The organism is Citrobacter sp. Cf087 (assembly GCF_030334285.1).
GTDB lineage: Bacteria > Pseudomonadota > Gammaproteobacteria > Enterobacterales > Enterobacteriaceae > Citrobacter > Citrobacter freundii.
The window spans coordinates 535,562-552,953 of record NZ_JAOWED010000022.1; the positions used below are offsets into that span (position 1 = coordinate 535,562).

A 17,392-nucleotide genomic window follows, 5' to 3' on the forward strand; every position below is an offset into this window, starting at 1 on the left:
ATACAGTAGGCGGAAGAGGTGACGTTGTAACCCTTTGTCACAAGTGCGCCATTACCGCGCCAGCCAACCGCCATCCACGGCTAGCGTATAGCCATGAATATAGTCAGAGGCGGGACTTGCGAGGAATACGACCGGGCCTTTCAGGTCATTTGGTGTGCCCCAGCGCCCTGCGGGAATACGATCGATAATCTCCTGATTGCGCTCGCTGTCTGCGCGCAGCTGCTGGGTATTATTGGTCGCCATATAGCCGGGTGCGATAGCATTGACATTAATTCCTTTGGCCGCCCATTCATTGGCGAGCAGGCGAGTGATGCCCAGCACGCCGCTTTTTGATGCGGTATAGGAAGGGACGCGGATTCCGCCCTGAAAAGAGAGCATTGAGGCAATGTTAATAATTTTTCCGCCATTGCCCTGAGCCTGAAACTGGCGCGCCACGGCCTGTGACAGAAAGAAAACGGATTTAAGATTCAGATTCATCACGTCATCCCAATCCTTTTCGCTGAAGTCCAGCGCACCCTGACGGCGTATGGTTCCCGCATTGTTGACCAGAATATCGATCCGGCCAAACGCCGACACCGATTGTGTCACGATGCTGGTGAGAGCATCTTGTTGGCTGAGGTCGGCCCGAATAGCCATAAAACGTCGACCGAGAGCGTTAATTTTCTCTGCGGTTTCATGTGGTATTTTACGATTCACGCCGACTACATCGCAGCCCGCTTCAGCCAGCGCCACTGCCATACCCTGCCCAAGGCCGGTGTCACATCCAGTGACGATGGCTACTTTACCTTCGAGACGAAAAGCTTCCTGAATCATGCTCACCTCAACTATTTATGTCATTAACGCTTGCTCTATAGGGCAAGAATAGGAGAGGTTAAACAGAAATTCAATTAAAAATGAAACGCTGTTTTAAAAATAAGGGGCTGAGAAAGCGGGCAATACGATCATTGCCCGTTACAGGATTAGCCGCGCAGATGAGCGGCAGTAAGTTCGGTGAGCGAGGTTAGTTTGACGTCGGCAAGGACGAAGCGGGGATCGTCCTGATTCTCATGCGCTGGTACGACGATGGAACGCATACGGGCGGCTTTCGAAGCAATCATGCCGTTTACCGAGTCTTCCAGTGCTACGCAGTTTAATGGGTCAATGCCCAGTTTTGTGGCGCAATCGAGATAAACCTGCGGGTGCGGTTTGCTGTAGGGCAGTTTTTCTGCAGAAGCCAACGCGTCGAAGCTGCTGCGCAGATCAAACATGGTCAGCACTTTTTCCAGCATATGCAGCGGCGAGGCGGATGCCAGTCCTACTTTGATTCCCTGAGATTTGCACAACGCCACGGCTTCACGCACACCCGGCAGCAGTGGTTTTGTTTCTTCCACTAACGCAATGGCCCGGGTGATGATGCGCTCGGTGACCTCCTGACGTGAGGGACCGTTCCACGGTTGCTGCGCAAACCACAAATCGACCACCATATCGATGCGTAAGCCAAGGGTGTCGGGAAGTTCATGGCGGCGGGAGATATCAACGCCTAAACTTGCTATCACATCCAGTTCAGCCTGATCCCAAAGCGGTTCAGAATCGACCAGTAATCCATCCATATCGAAAATTGCAGCAAGAATTTGACGCGGGGTTGACATTACAACCTCTCCTTTACGGTGATAAAAGGGATTAAGAGCCAGTCATAACAGGCTCTGAGCGTTCATTATGGCTAATTAAGCAGTATACCGCCTTTAAAGATCAGGCGAAAACGGTTATCAGCGGGTAAACTTAGGCCAAAATGACACGTCTTTATCAAGGGGAACTCATGACGTATCAACAAGCTGGACGCATTGCCGTCTTGAAAAGGCTGGCGGGATGGGTAATTTTCATTCCCGCGCTGATTTCAACACTGGTTTCTGTACTGAAATTTATGTATGCGCACAGCGAAAAGCAGGAGGGAATTAACGCGGTCATGCTCGATTTTGCTCACGTGATGATCGATATGATGCGGGTTAATACACCTTTTCTTAACGTGTTCTGGTATAACTCGCCAACACCCGATTTTCAAAGTGGACTGAATCTCGTTTTTTGGCTGATATTCATCCTGATTTTTATCGGTCTGGCGTTGCAGGATTCAGGCGCCAGAATGAGCCGCCAGGCACGTTTCTTACGCGAAGGCGTTGAGGATCAACTGATTCTGGAACAGGCAAAAGGCAGTGAAGGATTATCCCGCGAGCAACTTGAATCGCGAATTGTAGTACCGCACCATACGATCTTCTTACAAATTTTCCCGCTTTATATTTTGCCGGTGATCGTTATCGTGATCGGCTACTTCTTCTTCTCATTGCTGGGCTTTTTGTAAGTGCCGCTCTATCGGGCCTGCCACGTTGCGAAACGGCAGGCCTGATAATCAACGCGGTACGTAGCTAAGCAGCGAGTAATCTATCCAGCGCTTTCTGCGCCACAACCAGATGCTGCCCTCCGAACAGAATTGCTCGATTCAGCAGCGTATAGAGCTGGTAGATTGGCTGCCTGTCGAGAAAGTCCAGCGGTAGTGGTGAGACAGACTGGTAACCGTCATAAATTTGCGGCGGCTGATCGGTATGCAACGGCAGCATTGCCAGGTCACACTCTCTGTCCCCCCAGTAGCAGGCAGGGTCAAAGATGTACGGACCGTTAGGACCGAGGGCGCAGTTCCCGGACCACAAATCACCGTGCAGGAGAGACGGCTGCGGCTGATGAGAAGAGAGACGTTGCTGGACATGTTCGACGATGGCATCAATATTGCCAAACGCAATGCCTTTTTCAGCGGCGAGTTCCAGTTGCCAGCCTATTCGCTGCTCGGCGAAAAAGGTTGACCAGCGACGTTGCCAGGTATTGGGCTGCGGCGTGGTAGAGAGCGCGTTATCGAAGTCGAGGCCAAACTGAGGCTGGTCGCTCCATTCGTGCAAATGCGCAAGCTGTTGACCGAGGATAAACGCGTTATGCGCATCAAGCGGACGGGGAGGGAGGAAATCCATCACCAGAAAGCTGTAATCTCTGTCTGCGCCTACTGCCCAGACTTTCGGTACAGATACAGTTTGACTGCGGGAAAGTAGCTCCAGCTGATCGGCTTCTGCCGTAAAGCCGGTTAACAGCTCTCTTTCATCGCATTTGACGAAAAAATCTCGCCCCGCATAGCGTAAATGCCATGCGGCGTGAATCTCTCCGCCGGGCAGTTCATTACGCAGTTCGATTTCGCCTTCACCTAATTGCTCGCTTAAAAGACGACTGATAGCCTGCCACATGATGTCTCTCCCCATGTTGTCTGCCAGATCATAAGGTTAGCGCAAGAATGCGGTTAAAAAACACGAACTGACGCACACCACGGACGCGTCATCGCTGGAAAGGCACTTAATGTTTGTCGCTCTTCTTCACCCCGTACCGTTGTGGAGACGTCTGACTGCACATGATTCACTTCTTTGTAATCACGTGATTTTTTATCATAGTCGCATAACATCCATGCTGACAGTTTTACGCGAGAATCCCTCTTTCTCTTCATAAGAGGGACGGTGTCATTACTGAGTGAGATACGAATAAATTTTTTGCGTGTCGTCCAAAGAGCACAGGCGCGTACCCTGATTGAGCGTTGCTGCGCTACCTGCGGCGACGCCGTAACGGACAATATCCTCAAAAGGTGCATTCTCAGCCAGTTTAAGCGTCATGGCCCCGACCATGCTGTCGCCCGCGCCTACGGTGCTTTGACTTTTCACCGGTGGCGGAACCACCTGAACGCAGGTTTCTCGATCTACGCCCAGCGCCCCTTGCGGCCCAAGCGAGACCACAACGCGGTGCGCTTTCCCACTATGTACGATTTCCTGCGCGGCCTTGCGCACATCATCGGGCTGTGTCAGTTCGCGGTTTACCAGCGCACTCAGTTCTTTGAGGTTGGGTTTGACCAGTTCGATATTGCCGATGGCTAACGCCGCCGTCAGTGCTTCGCCTGAACTGTCGACAATACAGCGGATCCCCTGTTTTTGTGCGGTGGTAATCAGTCGGGTCAACTTCTCAAGCTGTACGCCGGGCGGCAAACTACCGCTGATGACCAGCAATGCACCAGATTCAATTTCCAGCACCTGATCCTGAAGTTGGTAGAACTCGTCATCGGTCAGCGCAGCGCCAGGCATGACAAAACGATACTGTTCGCCGCTGGACTCAATGTGGACATGAAGATTTTGTCGGGTCCAGTCTTTGGCTTCGACGGTGGATACGGGAACATTTTCGTCGGCGAGCAATGCAACAAGATGCTCTCCGGTTGCACCCCCCGCGGGGAAAATCGCCGTTGCGGTTCCGCCAAGATGGGCAATTGCGCGAGCGACGTTGATGCCGCCGCCGCCGGGTTCAAAAACCGGCGAGGTACAACGAAGCTTACCTTCCGGGTAAATTTGCGGGGTGATTGTTGCGCTATCGAGAGAGGGCGCAAGTGTTAACGTATAGATACGTACCATCTTTACCTCCTGTTAGGCTGTCCTCAGTCTGGCACTTAACCTCCCGAAAGTGAAGTAATTAACAACATGATTTTTCATATCTTTATTTAAAATTATCGTCATAAAGTTATATAAATAAAATAAAGGTTTAGGAACGCTCTTATTCAAAAAATGAAATAAGAATTTATTGCTATGTTATTCGAGTCTTTTTATAATTTGTTACCTTTCAAGGGTCTTTTGTCATTGATCCATATGAAAGTTTCCGAGACCGTAATGGTCTCTTTTTTTGTTGTACGGACTCTTAATAAATGAAGCTTTTGAAGACAGTGCCCGCAGCATTGCTGCTGACGGGAGGCCTGCTTGCGTCAATGCATGCTGCCGCCGATGATTCCGTTTTTACTGTCATGGATGACCCTTCCAGCGCGAAAAAACCCTTTGAAGGTAACCTGAACGCGGGATATCTCGCCCAGTCAGGCAACACAAAAAGTTCTTCTTTAACCGCAGATACCACCATGACTTGGTACGGCCAAACGACCGCATGGTCTCTGTGGGGAAATGCCAGTAATACCTCCTCAAATGATGAGCGTTCATCGGAGAAATATGCCGTAGGTGGCCGTAGTCGTTACAACATGACCGACTATGACTATCTCTTTGGACAGGCAAGCTGGTTGACCGACCGCTACAACGGCTACCGCGAGCGTGATGTGCTGACCGCGGGTTATGGTCGTCAGTTCCTCAACGGGCCTGTGCACAGCTTCCGTTTCGAATTCGGTCCTGGCGTGCGCTATGACGAGCACACGGATGGCACCACCGAAACACAGCCGCTGGGCTATGCGTCCGGGGCCTATGCATGGCAGATGACGGACAATACTAAATTTACGCAAGGCGTGTCGGTATTCGGTGCGGACGATACAACGCTCAACTCTGAAACGGCCTTGAACGTTGCCATCAACGAACACTTTGGGTTAAAGGTGGCTTACAACGTCACCTGGAACTCTGAACCACCGGCAACAGCGCCGGAACATACCGATCGTCGTACTACTGTTTCACTCGGCTACCGGATGTAATGACAAACCGGGTCAAATAATTGGCCCGGCTTTTATCTATTAAAGTTAAGGTTATTTAATAGATAATCTGTGTTTTATTTTTAGTACTTATCAATAACGCGCTATTTTTCAGACGAATTCGATTTAATTGATAAATAAACGAAACTGGAATAGCGGGTGAGCGTCATTTAACCCCAGATCATCGCTGCCCAACGTAGCATTAGCATTGCTGCACAAATAACGAGCAGGATCACAACCATCTTCCAGTGTTTCTTTGCAAAGCGATTTGTTGGCATTGTTCTTTTCCTGCTCAGATTAGATGACTTTCTGCAAGTGTAACAAAGACGTCAGGGTGTCAGTGAATTGATTTACATCATAGAGCGCGCGTTGATTGTTGCTTTGATCGGCTCGAAATGCCGTGTACACTGTGAAACGGTGTTATCAAAAAGCGGGTGTAGGTCCAGTGTAGCCATTGAGGCAATCAGTGACATATTTCGCAGAGTGAAGCGGGAATCAGCCCACACCTTTTTGATAATTTTAAATATTGAATCTTTGTATGTGATCTTACGTGTGGGTCACCACTGCAAATAAGGATATAACATGCCTGTTATTACTCTTCCTGATGGCAGCCAACGCCATTACGACCACGCTGTAAGCCCCATGGATGTTGCGCTGGACATCGGTCCTGGTCTGGCGAAAGCCACTATTGCTGGCCGTGTTGACGGTGAGCTGGTAGATGCTTCCGATCTGATTGAGCATGATGCGAAGCTCTCCATCATCACCGCGAAGGATGAAGAAGGTCTGGAGATCATTCGTCACTCCTGTGCGCACCTGTTAGGGCACGCGATCAAACAACTCTGGCCGCACACCAAAATGGCGATCGGACCGGTTGTTGATAACGGTTTTTACTACGATATCGATCTTGACCGTACGTTAACCCAGGAAGACGTCGACGCGCTCGAAAAGCGGATGCACGAGCTCGCTGAGAAAAACTACGATGTCATTAAGAAGAAAGTCAGCTGGTACGAAGCGCGTGAAACCTTCGTGAAGCGTGGCGAGACCTATAAAGTCTCTATTCTTGATGAAAACATCGCCCATGATGACAAGCCTGGCTTGTACCATCATGAAGAATATGTCGATATGTGCCGTGGCCCGCACGTGCCGAACATGCGTTTCTGCCATCATTTCAAACTGATGAAGACCGCTGGGGCATACTGGCGTGGCGACAGCAATAACAAGATGCTGCAGCGTATTTATGGTACTGCATGGGCAGATAAAAAAGCCCTGAATGCCTATCTGCAACGTCTGGAAGAAGCGGCCAAACGCGACCACCGTAAAATCGGCAAGCAGCTTGACCTGTATCATATGCAGGAAGAAGCACCGGGTATGGTGTTCTGGCACAACGATGGCTGGACTATCTTCCGTGAACTGGAAGTCTTTGTTCGCTCAAAACTGAAAGAATACCAGTATCAGGAAGTGAAAGGTCCGTTCATGATGGACCGCGTGCTGTGGGAAAAAACAGGTCACTGGGATAACTACAAAGATGCAATGTTCACCACCTCTTCTGAGAACCGTGAATACTGCATTAAGCCAATGAACTGCCCGGGCCACGTACAGATCTTTAATCAGGGTCTGAAATCCTATCGCGATCTGCCGCTGCGTATGGCTGAGTTTGGTAGCTGCCACCGTAATGAACCGTCAGGTGCGCTGCATGGCCTGATGCGTGTTCGTGGCTTCACTCAAGATGATGCGCATATCTTCTGTACTGAAGAGCAGATTCGTGATGAAGTTAACGCGTGCATTCGTATGGTCTACGATATGTACAGCACCTTTGGCTTCGAGAAAATCGTCGTCAAACTGTCCACTCGCCCCGAAAAACGTATCGGTAGCGATGAAATGTGGGACCGTGCTGAAGCTGACCTGGCCGTTGCGCTGGAAGAAAACAACATCCCGTTTGAGTTCCAACTGGGTGAGGGCGCGTTCTACGGTCCGAAAATTGAATTTACCCTGTATGACTGCCTCGATCGTGCATGGCAGTGCGGTACTGTACAGCTGGACTTCTCCCTGCCGTCCCGTTTAAGCGCCTCTTACGTTGGCGAAAACAACGAACGTCAGGTGCCGGTTATGATTCACCGTGCAATTCTTGGGTCGATGGAACGTTTCATCGGTATCCTGACCGAAGAGTTCGCTGGCTTCTTCCCGACCTGGCTTGCGCCGGTTCAGGTTGTGGTCATGAACATCACCGATTCTCAGTCTGAATACGTTAACGAATTAACGCAGAAACTACAAAATGCGGGTATTCGTGTAAAAGCAGACTTGAGAAATGAGAAGATTGGCTTTAAAATCCGCGAGCACACTTTACGTCGTGTCCCTTACATGTTGGTCTGTGGCGACAAAGAGGTAGAAGCAGGCAAAGTTGCCGTGCGCACCCGTCGTGGCAAAGACTTGGGCAGCCTGGACGTAAATGAAGTGATTGAGAAGCTGCAACAAGAGATTCGCAGCCGCAGTCTTCAACAACTGGAGGAATAAGGTATTAAAGGCGGAAAACGAGTTCAAACGGCACGTCCGAATCGTATCAATGGCGAGATTCGCGCCCTGGAAGTTCGCTTAACAGGTCTGGAAGGCGAAGCTTTGGGTATTGTGAGTCTGAGAGAAGCGATCGAAAAAGCTGAAGAAGCTGGAGTAGATTTAGTTGAAATCAGCCCTAACGCCGAACCGCCAGTTTGTCGTATTATGGACTACGGCAAGTTCCTTTATGAAAAGAGTAAGTCTTCTAAGGAACAGAAGAAAAAGCAAAAAGTTATCCAGGTTAAGGAAATTAAATTCCGTCCTGGCACCGACGATGGCGATTACCAGGTAAAACTCCGCAGCCTGGTACGCTTTCTGGAAGATGGCGATAAGGCTAAGATCACACTGCGTTTTCGCGGTCGTGAGATGGCCCACCAACAGATCGGTATGGAAGTGCTCAACCGCGTCCGTGACGATCTGAGTGAACTGGCAGTAGTCGAATCCTTCCCTACGAAGATCGAAGGCCGCCAGATGATCATGGTGCTCGCTCCTAAGAAGAAACAGTAAGGCCTTCAAGTAGCAATGTCTGTGGAGCCTACGGGTTCCACAGCCGTTGTTCGCCTACGTTTCGTTTATTAACAATGCGAAGTGGAAGTTATTAAAATGCCAAAAATTAAGACCGTACGCGGTGCTGCTAAGCGTTTCAAAAAAACCGGTGGTGGTGGATTTAAGCGTAAGCACGCAAACCTGCGTCATATTCTGACCAAAAAATCTACTAAGCGTAAACGTCACCTGCGTCCAAAAGGCCTCGTGTCTAAAGGCGATCTGGGTCTGGTTATCGCGTGCCTGCCGTACGCATAAGCCGTTAACGTTTAATTCATTTTTTTACTAAGAATATAGATACAGGAGAGCACATATGGCTCGCGTAAAACGTGGTGTAGTTGCCCGTGCACGTCACAAGAAAATTTTGAAACAAGCTAAAGGCTACTACGGTGCGCGTTCTCGCGTATACCGCGTTGCCTTCCAGGCTGTTATCAAAGCTGGTCAGTACGCTTATCGTGACCGTCGTCAGAAAAAGCGTCAGTTCCGTCAACTGTGGATTGCGCGTATCAACGCAGCAGCACGTCAGAACGGTATTTCTTACAGCAAATTCATCAACGGCCTGAAAAAAGCCTCTGTTGAAATCGACCGTAAGATCCTGGCTGACATCGCAGTATTCGACAAAGTAGCGTTCACCGCTCTGGTCGAAAAAGCGAAAGCAGCTCTGGCATAAGCCGGTGAAAAGAGGGAGCCTGGCTCCCTCTCTTTTATTTGCAGTACAATCAATTAGTTGACAATTTATCCGTAAGCCTTTTCAATAAAGGTTGTCCGGTTTTTACCACACAAGGTAACGCAAGCATGAATGCTGCTATTTTCCGCTTCTTCTTTTACTTTAGCACCTGAAATCAGGAGGCTTGCGCGTGAAAGAAGAAACGGAAAACAGCGCCTAAAAGCCTCCCTGGTGGAGGCTTTTTTTATACGCGTCATCCTTCAAGTTGTCTCTGTATTGGCTGCATTCGCTCTTTTGCTGCGTTGATACAACTTGAATGATTTTGCGTATATATGAGCGACTAGTGAATATCGCAACATAACGAGGAAAACCATGTCACATCTCGCAGAGCTGGTTGCCAGTGCAACGGCCGCCATTAACCAGGCTTCAGATGTTGCCGCGTTAGACAATGTCCGCGTCGAATATTTGGGCAAGAAAGGGCACCTGACCCTTCAGATGACAACCCTGCGCGAACTGCCGCCAGAAGAGCGCCCGGCAGCAGGTGCGGTGATAAACGAAGCCAAAGAGCAGGTGCAGCAAGCGCTGAACGCGCGTAAGGCCGAACTAGAAAGTGCTGCTCTGAATGCTCGTCTGGCTGAAGAAACTATCGATATCTCCCTGCCAGGGCGTCGTATCGAAAACGGCGGTCTGCATCCTGTAACGCGTACAATTGACAGGATTGAAAGTTTCTTTGGTGAGCTGGGCTTTACCGTGGCGACTGGTCCGGAAATCGAAGATGACTATCATAACTTCGATGCGCTGAACATTCCTGGCCATCATCCGGCGCGCGCTGACCACGACACTTTCTGGTTTGACGCGACGCGTTTGCTGCGTACGCAGACTTCCGGCGTGCAGATCCGCACCATGAAGGAAAAACAGCCGCCGATCCGTATTATCGCCCCGGGCCGTGTATATCGTAACGATTACGATCAGACTCACACCCCGATGTTCCATCAGATGGAAGGGCTGATTGTTGATACCAACATCAACTTCACCAACCTGAAAGGCACGCTGCACGATTTCCTGCGCAACTTCTTTGAAGAAGACCTGCAGGTTCGTTTCCGTCCTTCCTACTTCCCGTTCACTGAACCTTCTGCGGAAGTAGACGTGATGGGCAAAAACGGTAAGTGGCTGGAAGTGCTGGGTTGCGGGATGGTTCACCCGAACGTGCTGCGTAATGTTGGCATCGATCCGGAAATCTACTCGGGCTTTGCATTTGGTATGGGGATGGAGCGTCTGACCATGCTGCGTTACGGTGTTACCGATCTGCGTTCTTTCTTCGAAAACGATCTGCGTTTCCTCAAACAGTTTAAATAAAGGCAGGATAAAACAATGAAATTCAGTGAACTGTGGTTACGCGAATGGGTAAACCCGGCGATTGATAGCGATGCTCTGTCAAACCAAATCACAATGGCGGGTCTGGAAGTTGACGGTGTGGAACCTGTTTCCGGCGCGTTTAACGGCGTTGTGGTGGGTGAAGTGGTTGAATGTGGCCAGCACCCGAACGCTGACAAACTGCGTGTCACCAAAGTGAATGTAGGCGGCGACCGTCTGCTGGATATTGTCTGTGGTGCACCAAACTGCCGTCAGGGGCTGAAAGTGGCTGTGGCAACCGTTGGTGCCGTTCTGCCGGGCGATTTCAAAATCAAAGCCGCGAAACTGCGCGGTGAGCCGTCTGAAGGTATGCTGTGCTCATTCTCTGAGCTGGGTATTTCCGACGATCATAACGGTATTATCGAACTGCCGGCCGATGCGCCAATTGGCACCGATATCCGTGAATACCTGAAGCTTGACGACAACACTATCGAAATCAGCGTTACGCCGAACCGCGCCGACTGCTTAGGCATTATCGGTGTCGCACGTGATGTTGCTGTGCTGAACAAAGCTCCGCTGGTTGAGCCGGAAATCGCGCCTGTAGCGGCAACCATTAGCGACGTCCTGCCGATTCAGGTTGAAGCCGTGGAAGCCTGTCCACGCTATCTGGGCCGCGTGGTTAAAGGCATCAATGTTAAAGCGCCGACCCCGCTGTGGATGAAAGAAAAACTGCGTCGTTGCGGTATTCGTTCAATCGATGCCGTGGTTGACGTGACTAACTATGTGCTGCTCGAACTGGGCCAGCCGATGCACGCATTCGACAAAGACCGCATTGAAGGCGGAATTGTTGTCCGTATGGCAAAAGAGGGTGAGACCCTGGTATTGCTGGATGGCAGCGAAGCGAAGCTGAATGCGGATACGCTGGTGATTGCGGACCATAACAAAGCGCTGGCGATGGGCGGCATCTTTGGTGGCGAACATTCCGGCGTGAATGATGAAACGCAAAACGTCCTGCTGGAATGTGCATTCTTCAGCCCGCTGTCTATTACCGGTCGCGCACGTCGTCACGGTCTGCACACCGATGCTTCTCACCGCTATGAGCGTGGTGTCGATCCGGCTCTGCAACATAAGGCCATGGAACGTGCAACGCGCCTGCTGATCGATATCTGCGGCGGCGAAGCGGGTCCAGTCATTGACGTGACGAACGAAGACACGCTGCCAAAACGCGCAACCATTACGCTTCGTCGTAGCAAACTGGATCGTCTGATCGGACACCATATTGCGGATGAGCAGGTGAGCGACATTCTGCGTCGTCTGGGTTGTGACGTGACGGAAGGGCAGGATGAGTGGAAAGCGGTCGCGCCGAGCTGGCGTTTCGATATGGAAATTGAAGAAGACCTGGTCGAAGAAGTCGCCCGCGTATACGGTTATGACAATATCCCGAACACGCCGATTCAGGCGGGTCTTATCATGGGTACGCATCGTGAAGCGGATTTGTCGCTGAAACGTGTAAAAACCATGCTGAATGACAAAGGCTACCAGGAAGTAATTACCTACAGCTTCGTCGATCCGAAAGTCCAGTCGCTGCTGCACCCGGGTGAAGAAGCACTGCTGTTGCCAAGCCCAATCTCTATTGATATGTCGGCTATGCGTTTGTCCCTGTGGACCGGCTTGCTGTCTACGGTAGTGTATAACCAGAACCGTCAGCAGAACCGCGTACGTATTTTTGAAACGGGTTTACGTTTCGTACCGGATACACAGGCCAATCTCGGGATCCGTCAGGATCTGATGCTGGCGGGCGTGATCTGCGGTAACCGTCATGATGAACACTGGAATCTGGCAAAAGAGACCGTTGATTTCTATGATCTGAAAGGCGATCTGGAAGCGGTTCTCGACCTGACCGGCAAACTGGCAGACATTCAGTTCAAAGCTGAAGCGAATCCAGCACTGCATCCGGGTCAGTCTGCGGCGATTTATCTGAAAGGTGAACGTATTGGTTTCATTGGGGTTGTTCATCCTGAACTGGAACGTAAACTGGATCTGAACGGTCGCACTCTGGTGTTTGAACTGGAGTGGAATAAGCTCGCAGACCGCGTGGTGCCTCAGGCGCGTGAAGTTTCTCGCTTCCCGGCGAACCGTCGCGACATCGCGGTTGTTGTGGCCGAAAACGTTCCCGCTGCGGATATTTTATCCGAGTGTAAGAAAGTTGGCGTAAATCAGGTAGTTGGCGTAAACTTATTTGACGTGTACCGCGGTAAGGGTGTTGCGGAGGGTTATAAGAGCCTCGCTATCAGCCTGATCCTTCAGGATACCAGCCGTACACTTGAAGAAGAGGAGATTGCCGCTACCGTCGCCAAATGTGTAGAGGCATTAAAAGAGCGATTCCAGGCATCATTGAGGGATTGAACCTATGGCGCTTACAAAAGCTGAAATGTCAGAATATCTGTTTGATAAGCTTGGGCTTAGCAAGCGGGATGCCAAAGAACTGGTCGAGCTGTTTTTCGAAGAGATCCGTCGTGCTCTGGAAAATGGTGAGCAGGTAAAACTCTCTGGTTTTGGTAACTTCGATCTGCGTGATAAGAATCAACGTCCGGGCCGTAACCCGAAAACGGGCGAAGATATTCCCATTACAGCACGGCGCGTGGTGACCTTCAGACCCGGACAGAAGTTAAAAAGCCGGGTCGAAAACGCAACGCCCAAAGAAGAGTGATTTAACGATCCGTTAAGTCACTTGCTCTGCCATCAAAGCGGCAGCGCAAACCATGATATATAACTAAAAAGGCCGCTCTGCGGCCTTTTTCCTTTTCACTACCGAATCAGCACCGTAGAATCACCTTCATCTCTTTTCAGCAGAATGGAAAACATGCTGACTTTCGCCCATCAACAGCAGCGTCGAAATGTGCGCTGGATACTGTCACTGTCAGTACTTATGCTACTGGCAACGATTCTAAGCTTGTGCGCAGGAGAACAATGGATCGCTCCCGGCGACTGGTTCAGCGCCCGCGGCGATCTGTTCGTCTGGCAAATCCGACTTCCCCGTACCCTTGCCGTTTTGCTGGTAGGCGCTGCGTTGGCCTTATCAGGCGCAGTGATGCAAGCTCTCTTTGAAAATCCGCTCGCCGAGCCGGGATTATTAGGCGTGTCTAACGGCGCGGGAGTCGGGCTCATCGCGGCGGTGCTGCTGGGGCAGGGGCAACTTCCCGGCTGGGCATTGGGCCTTTGCGCCATTGCCGGGGCGCTGATTATCACGCTCATACTGCTACGTTTCGCCCGCCGCCATTTGTCTACCAGCCGTCTGCTGTTGGCAGGGGTGGCGCTGGGGATTATCTGTAGCGCGCTGATGACATGGGCCATCTACTTCTCCACCTCATTTGACTTACGACAGCTGATGTACTGGATGATGGGGGGCTTCGGTGGCGTAGACTGGCATCAGGCCTGGCTCATGGTGGCGTTGATTCCGGTACTGGTGTGGATCTGCTGTCAGTCGCAGCCGATGAATATGCTGGCATTAGGAGAGACATCTGCTCGTCAGCTGGGGCTGCCACTATGGTTCTGGCGCAACATGCTGGTGGTCGCCACAGGCTGGATGGTCGGCGTGAGCGTGGCTCTGGCAGGGGCGATTGGTTTTATTGGGCTTGTGATCCCGCATATTTTGCGACTGTGCGGCCTCACCGATCACCGTGTTTTATTGCCAGGTTGTGCGTTGGCTGGTGCAATCGCATTACTGTTTGCTGATGTTGTCGCGCGTCTGGTGCTGGCCTCGGCTGAGTTACCTATCGGCGTGGTGACGGCCACCATGGGCGCACCGGTATTTATCTGGCTATTGTTAAAAGCCGCGCGCTAGAACGCGTTAGTTCGGTCTATGATTAAAAACTGAAAATCCACCTGTTGTTCTGGAGATGCTATGCAAAACACTATCCTCGATACAGAAGTGACGACCATCGACGGCGAGGTTACCTCACTGCAGCCGTATTCCGGAAATGTGCTGTTAATCGTCAACGTTGCTTCAAAATGTGGACTGACGCCGCAGTACGAGCAACTGGAGAATCTGCAGAAAACCTGGCACCAACAGGGCTTCAGCGTTCTTGGTTTCCCTTGCAATCAGTTTCTGGGCCAGGAGCCGGGCAGCGAAGAGGAAATAAAAACGTACTGCAGTACCACCTGGGGCGTAACTTTCCCGATGTTCAGCAAAATTGACGTCAACGGCGAGGGACGCCATCCGCTGTATCAGAAGCTGATTGATGCCGCACCAACGGCCGTTGCACCTGCGGACAGTGGGTTCTATGAGCGAATGGCGAGCAAAGGTCGTGCGCCGCTCTACCCGGACGATATTCTGTGGAATTTCGAGAAGTTTTTAGTGGGGCGCGATGGAAAAGTGCTGCAACGATTCTCACCGGATATGACGCCTGAGGATCCCATTCTGGTGCAAACCATCAAGCAGGCGCTGGCAAACTAATGTCTCGATTGATGCAGCTACAGGACGTCGCGGAATCGACCCGTCTTGGCCCGCTTTCTGGTGAGATAAAAGCAGGAGAGATCCTGCATTTAGTGGGACCAAACGGTGCCGGAAAAAGTACGCTGTTGGCGCGTATGGCGGGTCTGACGAACGGAGAGGGCAGCATCACTTTTGGTGATATGCCGTTGGAGGAATGGCCGGCTGCCAGGCTGGCGCAATATCGTGCCTATCTTGCGCAACAGCAAAATCCCCCGTTTGCGATGCCGGTCTGGCATTTTCTGACGCTGCATCAACCCGACAAAGCACGTACCGATCTGTTACAGGAGGTCGCCGATGCGCTCGGCCTGGGAGATAAACTGGGGCGCGGCGTGAACCAACTCTCCGGCGGTGAGTGGCAGCGTGTGCGCCTGGCTGCGGTTATCCTGCAGATTTGCCCACAAGCGAATCCATTAGGTCAGCTTTTACTCCTGGATGAGCCGATGAACAGTCTGGACGTCGCGCAACAAAACGCACTGGATCGATTGTTGAGTCAGCTGTGTTTGCAGGGCATAGCGATTGTGATGAGCAGTCACGACCTTAATCACACCTTACGCCATGCGCATAAAGCCTGGCTACTCAAACGCGGGAAACTGCTTGCCAGTGGTTCTCGAGATGCGGTACTGACGCCGGCTAATCTGTCTGCGGCCTATGGCGTCAACTTCCGACGTTTGGATATTGAAGGGCACAGAATGCTCATATCAACCACTTAAGTTAAATGGGTTCTTGAAAATCATATAATTTCCACGCTAAATTGGTATAAAAATAAAATTCAGAGGATTCGTACTGAATGCGCTTTTGGCTCCTTTTAATCACAGCATTGTTTTTGGCGGGCTGCAGCAGCCATCGTGCGCCTGCGCCAAATGCCCGCTTGTCGGATTCAATCGCCGTTATCGCCGGTCTTAATGATCAGCTACAAACCTGGCATGGCACACCCTATCGTTATGGTGGTATGAGTCGTAGCGGGGTGGATTGTTCTGGATTTGTTTTGATGACGATGCGCGATAAATTCGATCTGCAACTCCCACGCGATACGCGTACGCAATCAAAGATTGGTACCGAAATTGATAAAGACGATTTGCTGCCCGGCGATCTGGTTTTCTTTAAAACCGGGTCTGGGGAAAGCGGTCTGCATGTCGGTATTTACGATACCAATAATCAATTTATTCATGCTTCAACCAGCCGTGGAGTGATGCGCTCGTCTCTGGATAACGTTTACTGGCGTAAAAACTTTTGGCAGGCGCGACGTATTTAATCCCCACAACTCCGAGGCTGCCATCGAGTGGCAGCCTCGACATCACCGTTTGAAAGTTAACTTTTATTTCTGCTTTGGGTTAGACAATACCCATGAACATTAAGAGCGTATCTTGCTAAAAATATGATTTATTCCGAGATATTAAAAAGTGCAAAGCTGGATATTCGCTTATAATCAGGATAAGCTAAAAAAAAGGATTCGATTTACCGGCTAAAAAGGGAAAAATGAAAGGGCCTCTACTTGCATCAGCAGTAACGTATTTCTTCATCCTTTGCTACAGGATGCCGGATAACACCCATGCAGCGGGGCTGGCACGATGATTGTTTCACTGGATAATCTTTACCATTCTGAGTTCTCTTTTCTTCCTGCGAGAAGCGAAAAAGGCGATCTTGAATTCGTCGACATCATCACCAATTTCGCCAGTGCACATGGGGATGTGCGTATACCCACCGAGCTGGTCCTACCTCGGATGTCAGACGACGAACAATGTCGTTTATTTGTAGAAAAACTAGAATTAATCGAAACGTGCCAACATTTTTTTATTCAGCGAAAAGTATTTGCCTGGATTAATTTAACGCCAGCAATTGCTAATACTTTATTATCAGATACTGAACTTGCTTCACAAGTTGAACGATTTTCATTTCTGGAGCTGACTATTAATGAAAGCTATCCGGAGTTAAACAAAGGCAAAGATAATCCAACATTGGCCGCACTTGCTGCGCGATTTCCATTAGCCCTGACAAACTATGGTGCTGGCGGTATATCAACCCGGGCAATTTTTGACGGCCTGTTCAAACGCGTCGTTCTGGATAAAAACTTTGTTCAACAAAGGATTGCACATATTTCGTTTGAACCGTTTATGCGGGCTATTCTGGCGCAACTATCTCCCAGCTGTGAGTCAATAATCATTAGCGGAATTGATACACAAGAGATGCTGGAGCGCGTTTTGCCTGTGGGATTCAGTGCCATGCAGGGAGGATTGTGGCCTGCAGTGCCTCCTGCGCAGATAATTTCGCTTGCTAAGATATAACC

The 17,392-nt window shown here is 50.5% G+C and carries 20 protein-coding genes and 1 other annotated feature; of the genes, 15 read left to right on the forward strand and 5 right to left on the reverse strand.

Features of this window, described 5'->3' with window-relative positions; translation table 11 throughout:
* Window positions 1-51: 51 nt before the first annotated feature.
* Both kduD and hxpB read right to left on the reverse strand, forming a co-directional pair.
* Window positions 52-813 carry a 2-dehydro-3-deoxy-D-gluconate 5-dehydrogenase KduD gene (gene kduD / locus OGV57_RS04665; protein ID WP_054528309.1) on the reverse strand — a complete coding sequence of 254 codons (762 nt, stop codon included), beginning with the start codon at window positions 811-813 and terminating at the stop codon, window positions 52-54.
* A 146-nt stretch (window positions 814-959) separates the two neighbouring features.
* The gene (hxpB, locus tag OGV57_RS04670; protein ID WP_003030602.1) at window positions 960-1,628 is read right to left on the reverse strand and encodes a hexitol phosphatase HxpB; all 669 of its coding nucleotides are present in this window, start codon (window positions 1,626-1,628) and stop codon (window positions 960-962) included.
* A gap of 167 nt (window positions 1,629-1,795) precedes the next feature.
* Between hxpB and OGV57_RS04675 the strand changes: the two genes are divergently transcribed.
* Window positions 1,796-2,332: a YniB family protein gene (locus OGV57_RS04675; RefSeq protein ID WP_003030600.1), complete on the forward strand. Its 537-nt coding sequence runs from the start codon at window positions 1,796-1,798 to the stop codon at window positions 2,330-2,332.
* A gap of 64 nt (window positions 2,333-2,396) precedes the next feature.
* On the opposite strand, the gene OGV57_RS04680 is transcribed toward OGV57_RS04675, so the two are convergent.
* The gene (locus OGV57_RS04680; protein ID WP_003030598.1) at window positions 2,397-3,257 is read right to left on the reverse strand and encodes a fructosamine kinase family protein; all 861 of its coding nucleotides are present in this window, start codon (window positions 3,255-3,257) and stop codon (window positions 2,397-2,399) included.
* Window positions 3,258-3,527: 270 nt separating this feature from the next.
* On the reverse strand, window positions 3,528-4,457 hold the full coding sequence (gene pfkB, locus OGV57_RS04685) for a 6-phosphofructokinase II (RefSeq protein WP_003030596.1): 930 nt from the start codon (window positions 4,455-4,457) through the stop codon (window positions 3,528-3,530).
* 287 nt (window positions 4,458-4,744) lie between these two features.
* Here pfkB and OGV57_RS04690 point away from each other — a divergent pair, with 287 nt between their 5' ends.
* Window positions 4,745-5,503 (forward strand): DUF481 domain-containing protein, encoded by a 759-nt coding sequence (locus OGV57_RS04690; RefSeq protein WP_003840911.1) that lies wholly within the window; start codon window positions 4,745-4,747, stop codon window positions 5,501-5,503.
* 167 nt (window positions 5,504-5,670) lie between these two features.
* Here OGV57_RS04690 and yniD read toward each other — a convergent pair whose 3' ends face one another.
* A complete protein-coding gene (gene yniD, locus OGV57_RS04695) occupies window positions 5,671-5,778 on the reverse strand; it encodes a small membrane protein YniD (protein ID WP_003030590.1) in 108 nt (35 codons plus the stop codon).
* 304 nt (window positions 5,779-6,082) lie between these two features.
* On the opposite strand from yniD, the gene thrS reads away from it, so the two are divergent.
* The 13 genes from thrS (at window position 6,083) to OGV57_RS04760 (ending at window position 17,390) form a co-directional block, all read left to right on the forward strand.
* A complete protein-coding gene (gene thrS / locus OGV57_RS04700; RefSeq protein ID WP_003832572.1) occupies window positions 6,083-8,011 on the forward strand; it encodes a threonine--tRNA ligase in 1,929 nt (642 codons plus the stop codon).
* A 3-nt stretch (window positions 8,012-8,014) separates the two neighbouring features.
* Window positions 8,015-8,557, forward strand: a complete 543-nt coding sequence (infC, locus tag OGV57_RS04705) for a translation initiation factor IF-3 (RefSeq protein ID WP_048997935.1) — start codon at window positions 8,015-8,017, stop codon at window positions 8,555-8,557.
* A 96-nt stretch (window positions 8,558-8,653) separates the two neighbouring features.
* The gene (gene rpmI / locus OGV57_RS04710) at window positions 8,654-8,851 is read left to right on the forward strand and encodes a 50S ribosomal protein L35 (protein ID WP_003030583.1); all 198 of its coding nucleotides are present in this window, start codon (window positions 8,654-8,656) and stop codon (window positions 8,849-8,851) included.
* Between the two features lie 55 nt (window positions 8,852-8,906).
* Complete coding sequence (gene rplT / locus OGV57_RS04715; protein ID WP_003030578.1) at window positions 8,907-9,263, forward strand: 50S ribosomal protein L20; 357 nt, start codon at window positions 8,907-8,909, stop codon at window positions 9,261-9,263.
* Between the two features lie 120 nt (window positions 9,264-9,383).
* Window positions 9,384-9,508, forward strand: a sequence feature (Phe leader region).
* Window positions 9,389-9,433, forward strand: a complete 45-nt coding sequence (gene pheM, locus OGV57_RS04720; protein ID WP_001386830.1) for a pheST operon leader peptide PheM — start codon at window positions 9,389-9,391, stop codon at window positions 9,431-9,433. Its footprint overlaps the feature before it by 45 nt.
* A gap of 124 nt (window positions 9,509-9,632) precedes the next feature.
* On the forward strand, window positions 9,633-10,616 hold the full coding sequence (pheS, locus tag OGV57_RS04725; protein ID WP_003832580.1) for a phenylalanine--tRNA ligase subunit alpha: 984 nt from the start codon (window positions 9,633-9,635) through the stop codon (window positions 10,614-10,616).
* 15 nt (window positions 10,617-10,631) lie between these two features.
* Window positions 10,632-13,019, forward strand: a complete 2,388-nt coding sequence (gene pheT, locus OGV57_RS04730; RefSeq protein ID WP_003030574.1) for a phenylalanine--tRNA ligase subunit beta — start codon at window positions 10,632-10,634, stop codon at window positions 13,017-13,019.
* Window positions 13,020-13,023: 4 nt separating this feature from the next.
* The gene (gene ihfA / locus OGV57_RS04735; protein WP_003030571.1) at window positions 13,024-13,323 is read left to right on the forward strand and encodes an integration host factor subunit alpha; all 300 of its coding nucleotides are present in this window, start codon (window positions 13,024-13,026) and stop codon (window positions 13,321-13,323) included.
* A 153-nt stretch (window positions 13,324-13,476) separates the two neighbouring features.
* A complete protein-coding gene (gene btuC / locus OGV57_RS04740) occupies window positions 13,477-14,457 on the forward strand; it encodes a vitamin B12 ABC transporter permease BtuC (protein ID WP_054528310.1) in 981 nt (326 codons plus the stop codon).
* A 60-nt stretch (window positions 14,458-14,517) separates the two neighbouring features.
* Window positions 14,518-15,069: a glutathione peroxidase gene (locus OGV57_RS04745; protein WP_003030569.1), complete on the forward strand. Its 552-nt coding sequence runs from the start codon at window positions 14,518-14,520 to the stop codon at window positions 15,067-15,069.
* Window positions 15,069-15,818 carry a vitamin B12 ABC transporter ATP-binding protein BtuD gene (btuD, locus tag OGV57_RS04750; RefSeq protein ID WP_003030567.1) on the forward strand — a complete coding sequence of 250 codons (750 nt, stop codon included), beginning with the start codon at window positions 15,069-15,071 and terminating at the stop codon, window positions 15,816-15,818. The genes OGV57_RS04745 and btuD overlap by 1 nt, the downstream gene beginning before the upstream one ends.
* A 77-nt stretch (window positions 15,819-15,895) precedes the next feature.
* On the forward strand, window positions 15,896-16,360 hold the full coding sequence (locus OGV57_RS04755) for an NlpC/P60 family protein (protein WP_003836644.1): 465 nt from the start codon (window positions 15,896-15,898) through the stop codon (window positions 16,358-16,360).
* Between the two features lie 316 nt (window positions 16,361-16,676).
* Complete coding sequence (locus OGV57_RS04760; protein WP_054528311.1) at window positions 16,677-17,390, forward strand: EAL domain-containing protein; 714 nt, start codon at window positions 16,677-16,679, stop codon at window positions 17,388-17,390.
* Window positions 17,391-17,392 lie beyond the last annotated feature (2 nt).

Coding starts and splice junctions, on each gene's coding strand:
- OGV57_RS04680 (WP_003030598.1), bottom strand. CDS start 3,257: ATGTGGCAGGCTATCAGTCGTCTTTTAAGCGAGCAATTAGGTGAAGGC.
- pfkB (WP_003030596.1), bottom strand. CDS start 4,457: ATGGTACGTATCTATACGTTAACACTTGCGCCCTCTCTCGATAGCGCA.
- ihfA (WP_003030571.1), top strand. CDS start 13,024: ATGGCGCTTACAAAAGCTGAAATGTCAGAATATCTGTTTGATAAGCTT.
- OGV57_RS04675 (WP_003030600.1), top strand. CDS start 1,796: ATGACGTATCAACAAGCTGGACGCATTGCCGTCTTGAAAAGGCTGGCG.
- OGV57_RS04755 (WP_003836644.1), top strand. CDS start 15,896: ATGCGCTTTTGGCTCCTTTTAATCACAGCATTGTTTTTGGCGGGCTGC.
- OGV57_RS04760 (WP_054528311.1), top strand. CDS start 16,677: ATGATTGTTTCACTGGATAATCTTTACCATTCTGAGTTCTCTTTTCTT.
- pheT (WP_003030574.1), top strand. CDS start 10,632: ATGAAATTCAGTGAACTGTGGTTACGCGAATGGGTAAACCCGGCGATT.
- rplT (WP_003030578.1), top strand. CDS start 8,907: ATGGCTCGCGTAAAACGTGGTGTAGTTGCCCGTGCACGTCACAAGAAA.
- OGV57_RS04745 (WP_003030569.1), top strand. CDS start 14,518: ATGCAAAACACTATCCTCGATACAGAAGTGACGACCATCGACGGCGAG.
- hxpB (WP_003030602.1), bottom strand. CDS start 1,628: ATGTCAACCCCGCGTCAAATTCTTGCTGCAATTTTCGATATGGATGGA.
- btuC (WP_054528310.1), top strand. CDS start 13,477: ATGCTGACTTTCGCCCATCAACAGCAGCGTCGAAATGTGCGCTGGATA.
- yniD (WP_003030590.1), bottom strand. CDS start 5,778: ATGCCAACAAATCGCTTTGCAAAGAAACACTGGAAGATGGTTGTGATC.
- thrS (WP_003832572.1), top strand. CDS start 6,083: ATGCCTGTTATTACTCTTCCTGATGGCAGCCAACGCCATTACGACCAC.
- rpmI (WP_003030583.1), top strand. CDS start 8,654: ATGCCAAAAATTAAGACCGTACGCGGTGCTGCTAAGCGTTTCAAAAAA.
- kduD (WP_054528309.1), bottom strand. CDS start 813: ATGATTCAGGAAGCTTTTCGTCTCGAAGGTAAAGTAGCCATCGTCACT.
- btuD (WP_003030567.1), top strand. CDS start 15,069: ATGTCTCGATTGATGCAGCTACAGGACGTCGCGGAATCGACCCGTCTT.
- OGV57_RS04690 (WP_003840911.1), top strand. CDS start 4,745: ATGAAGCTTTTGAAGACAGTGCCCGCAGCATTGCTGCTGACGGGAGGC.
- pheS (WP_003832580.1), top strand. CDS start 9,633: ATGTCACATCTCGCAGAGCTGGTTGCCAGTGCAACGGCCGCCATTAAC.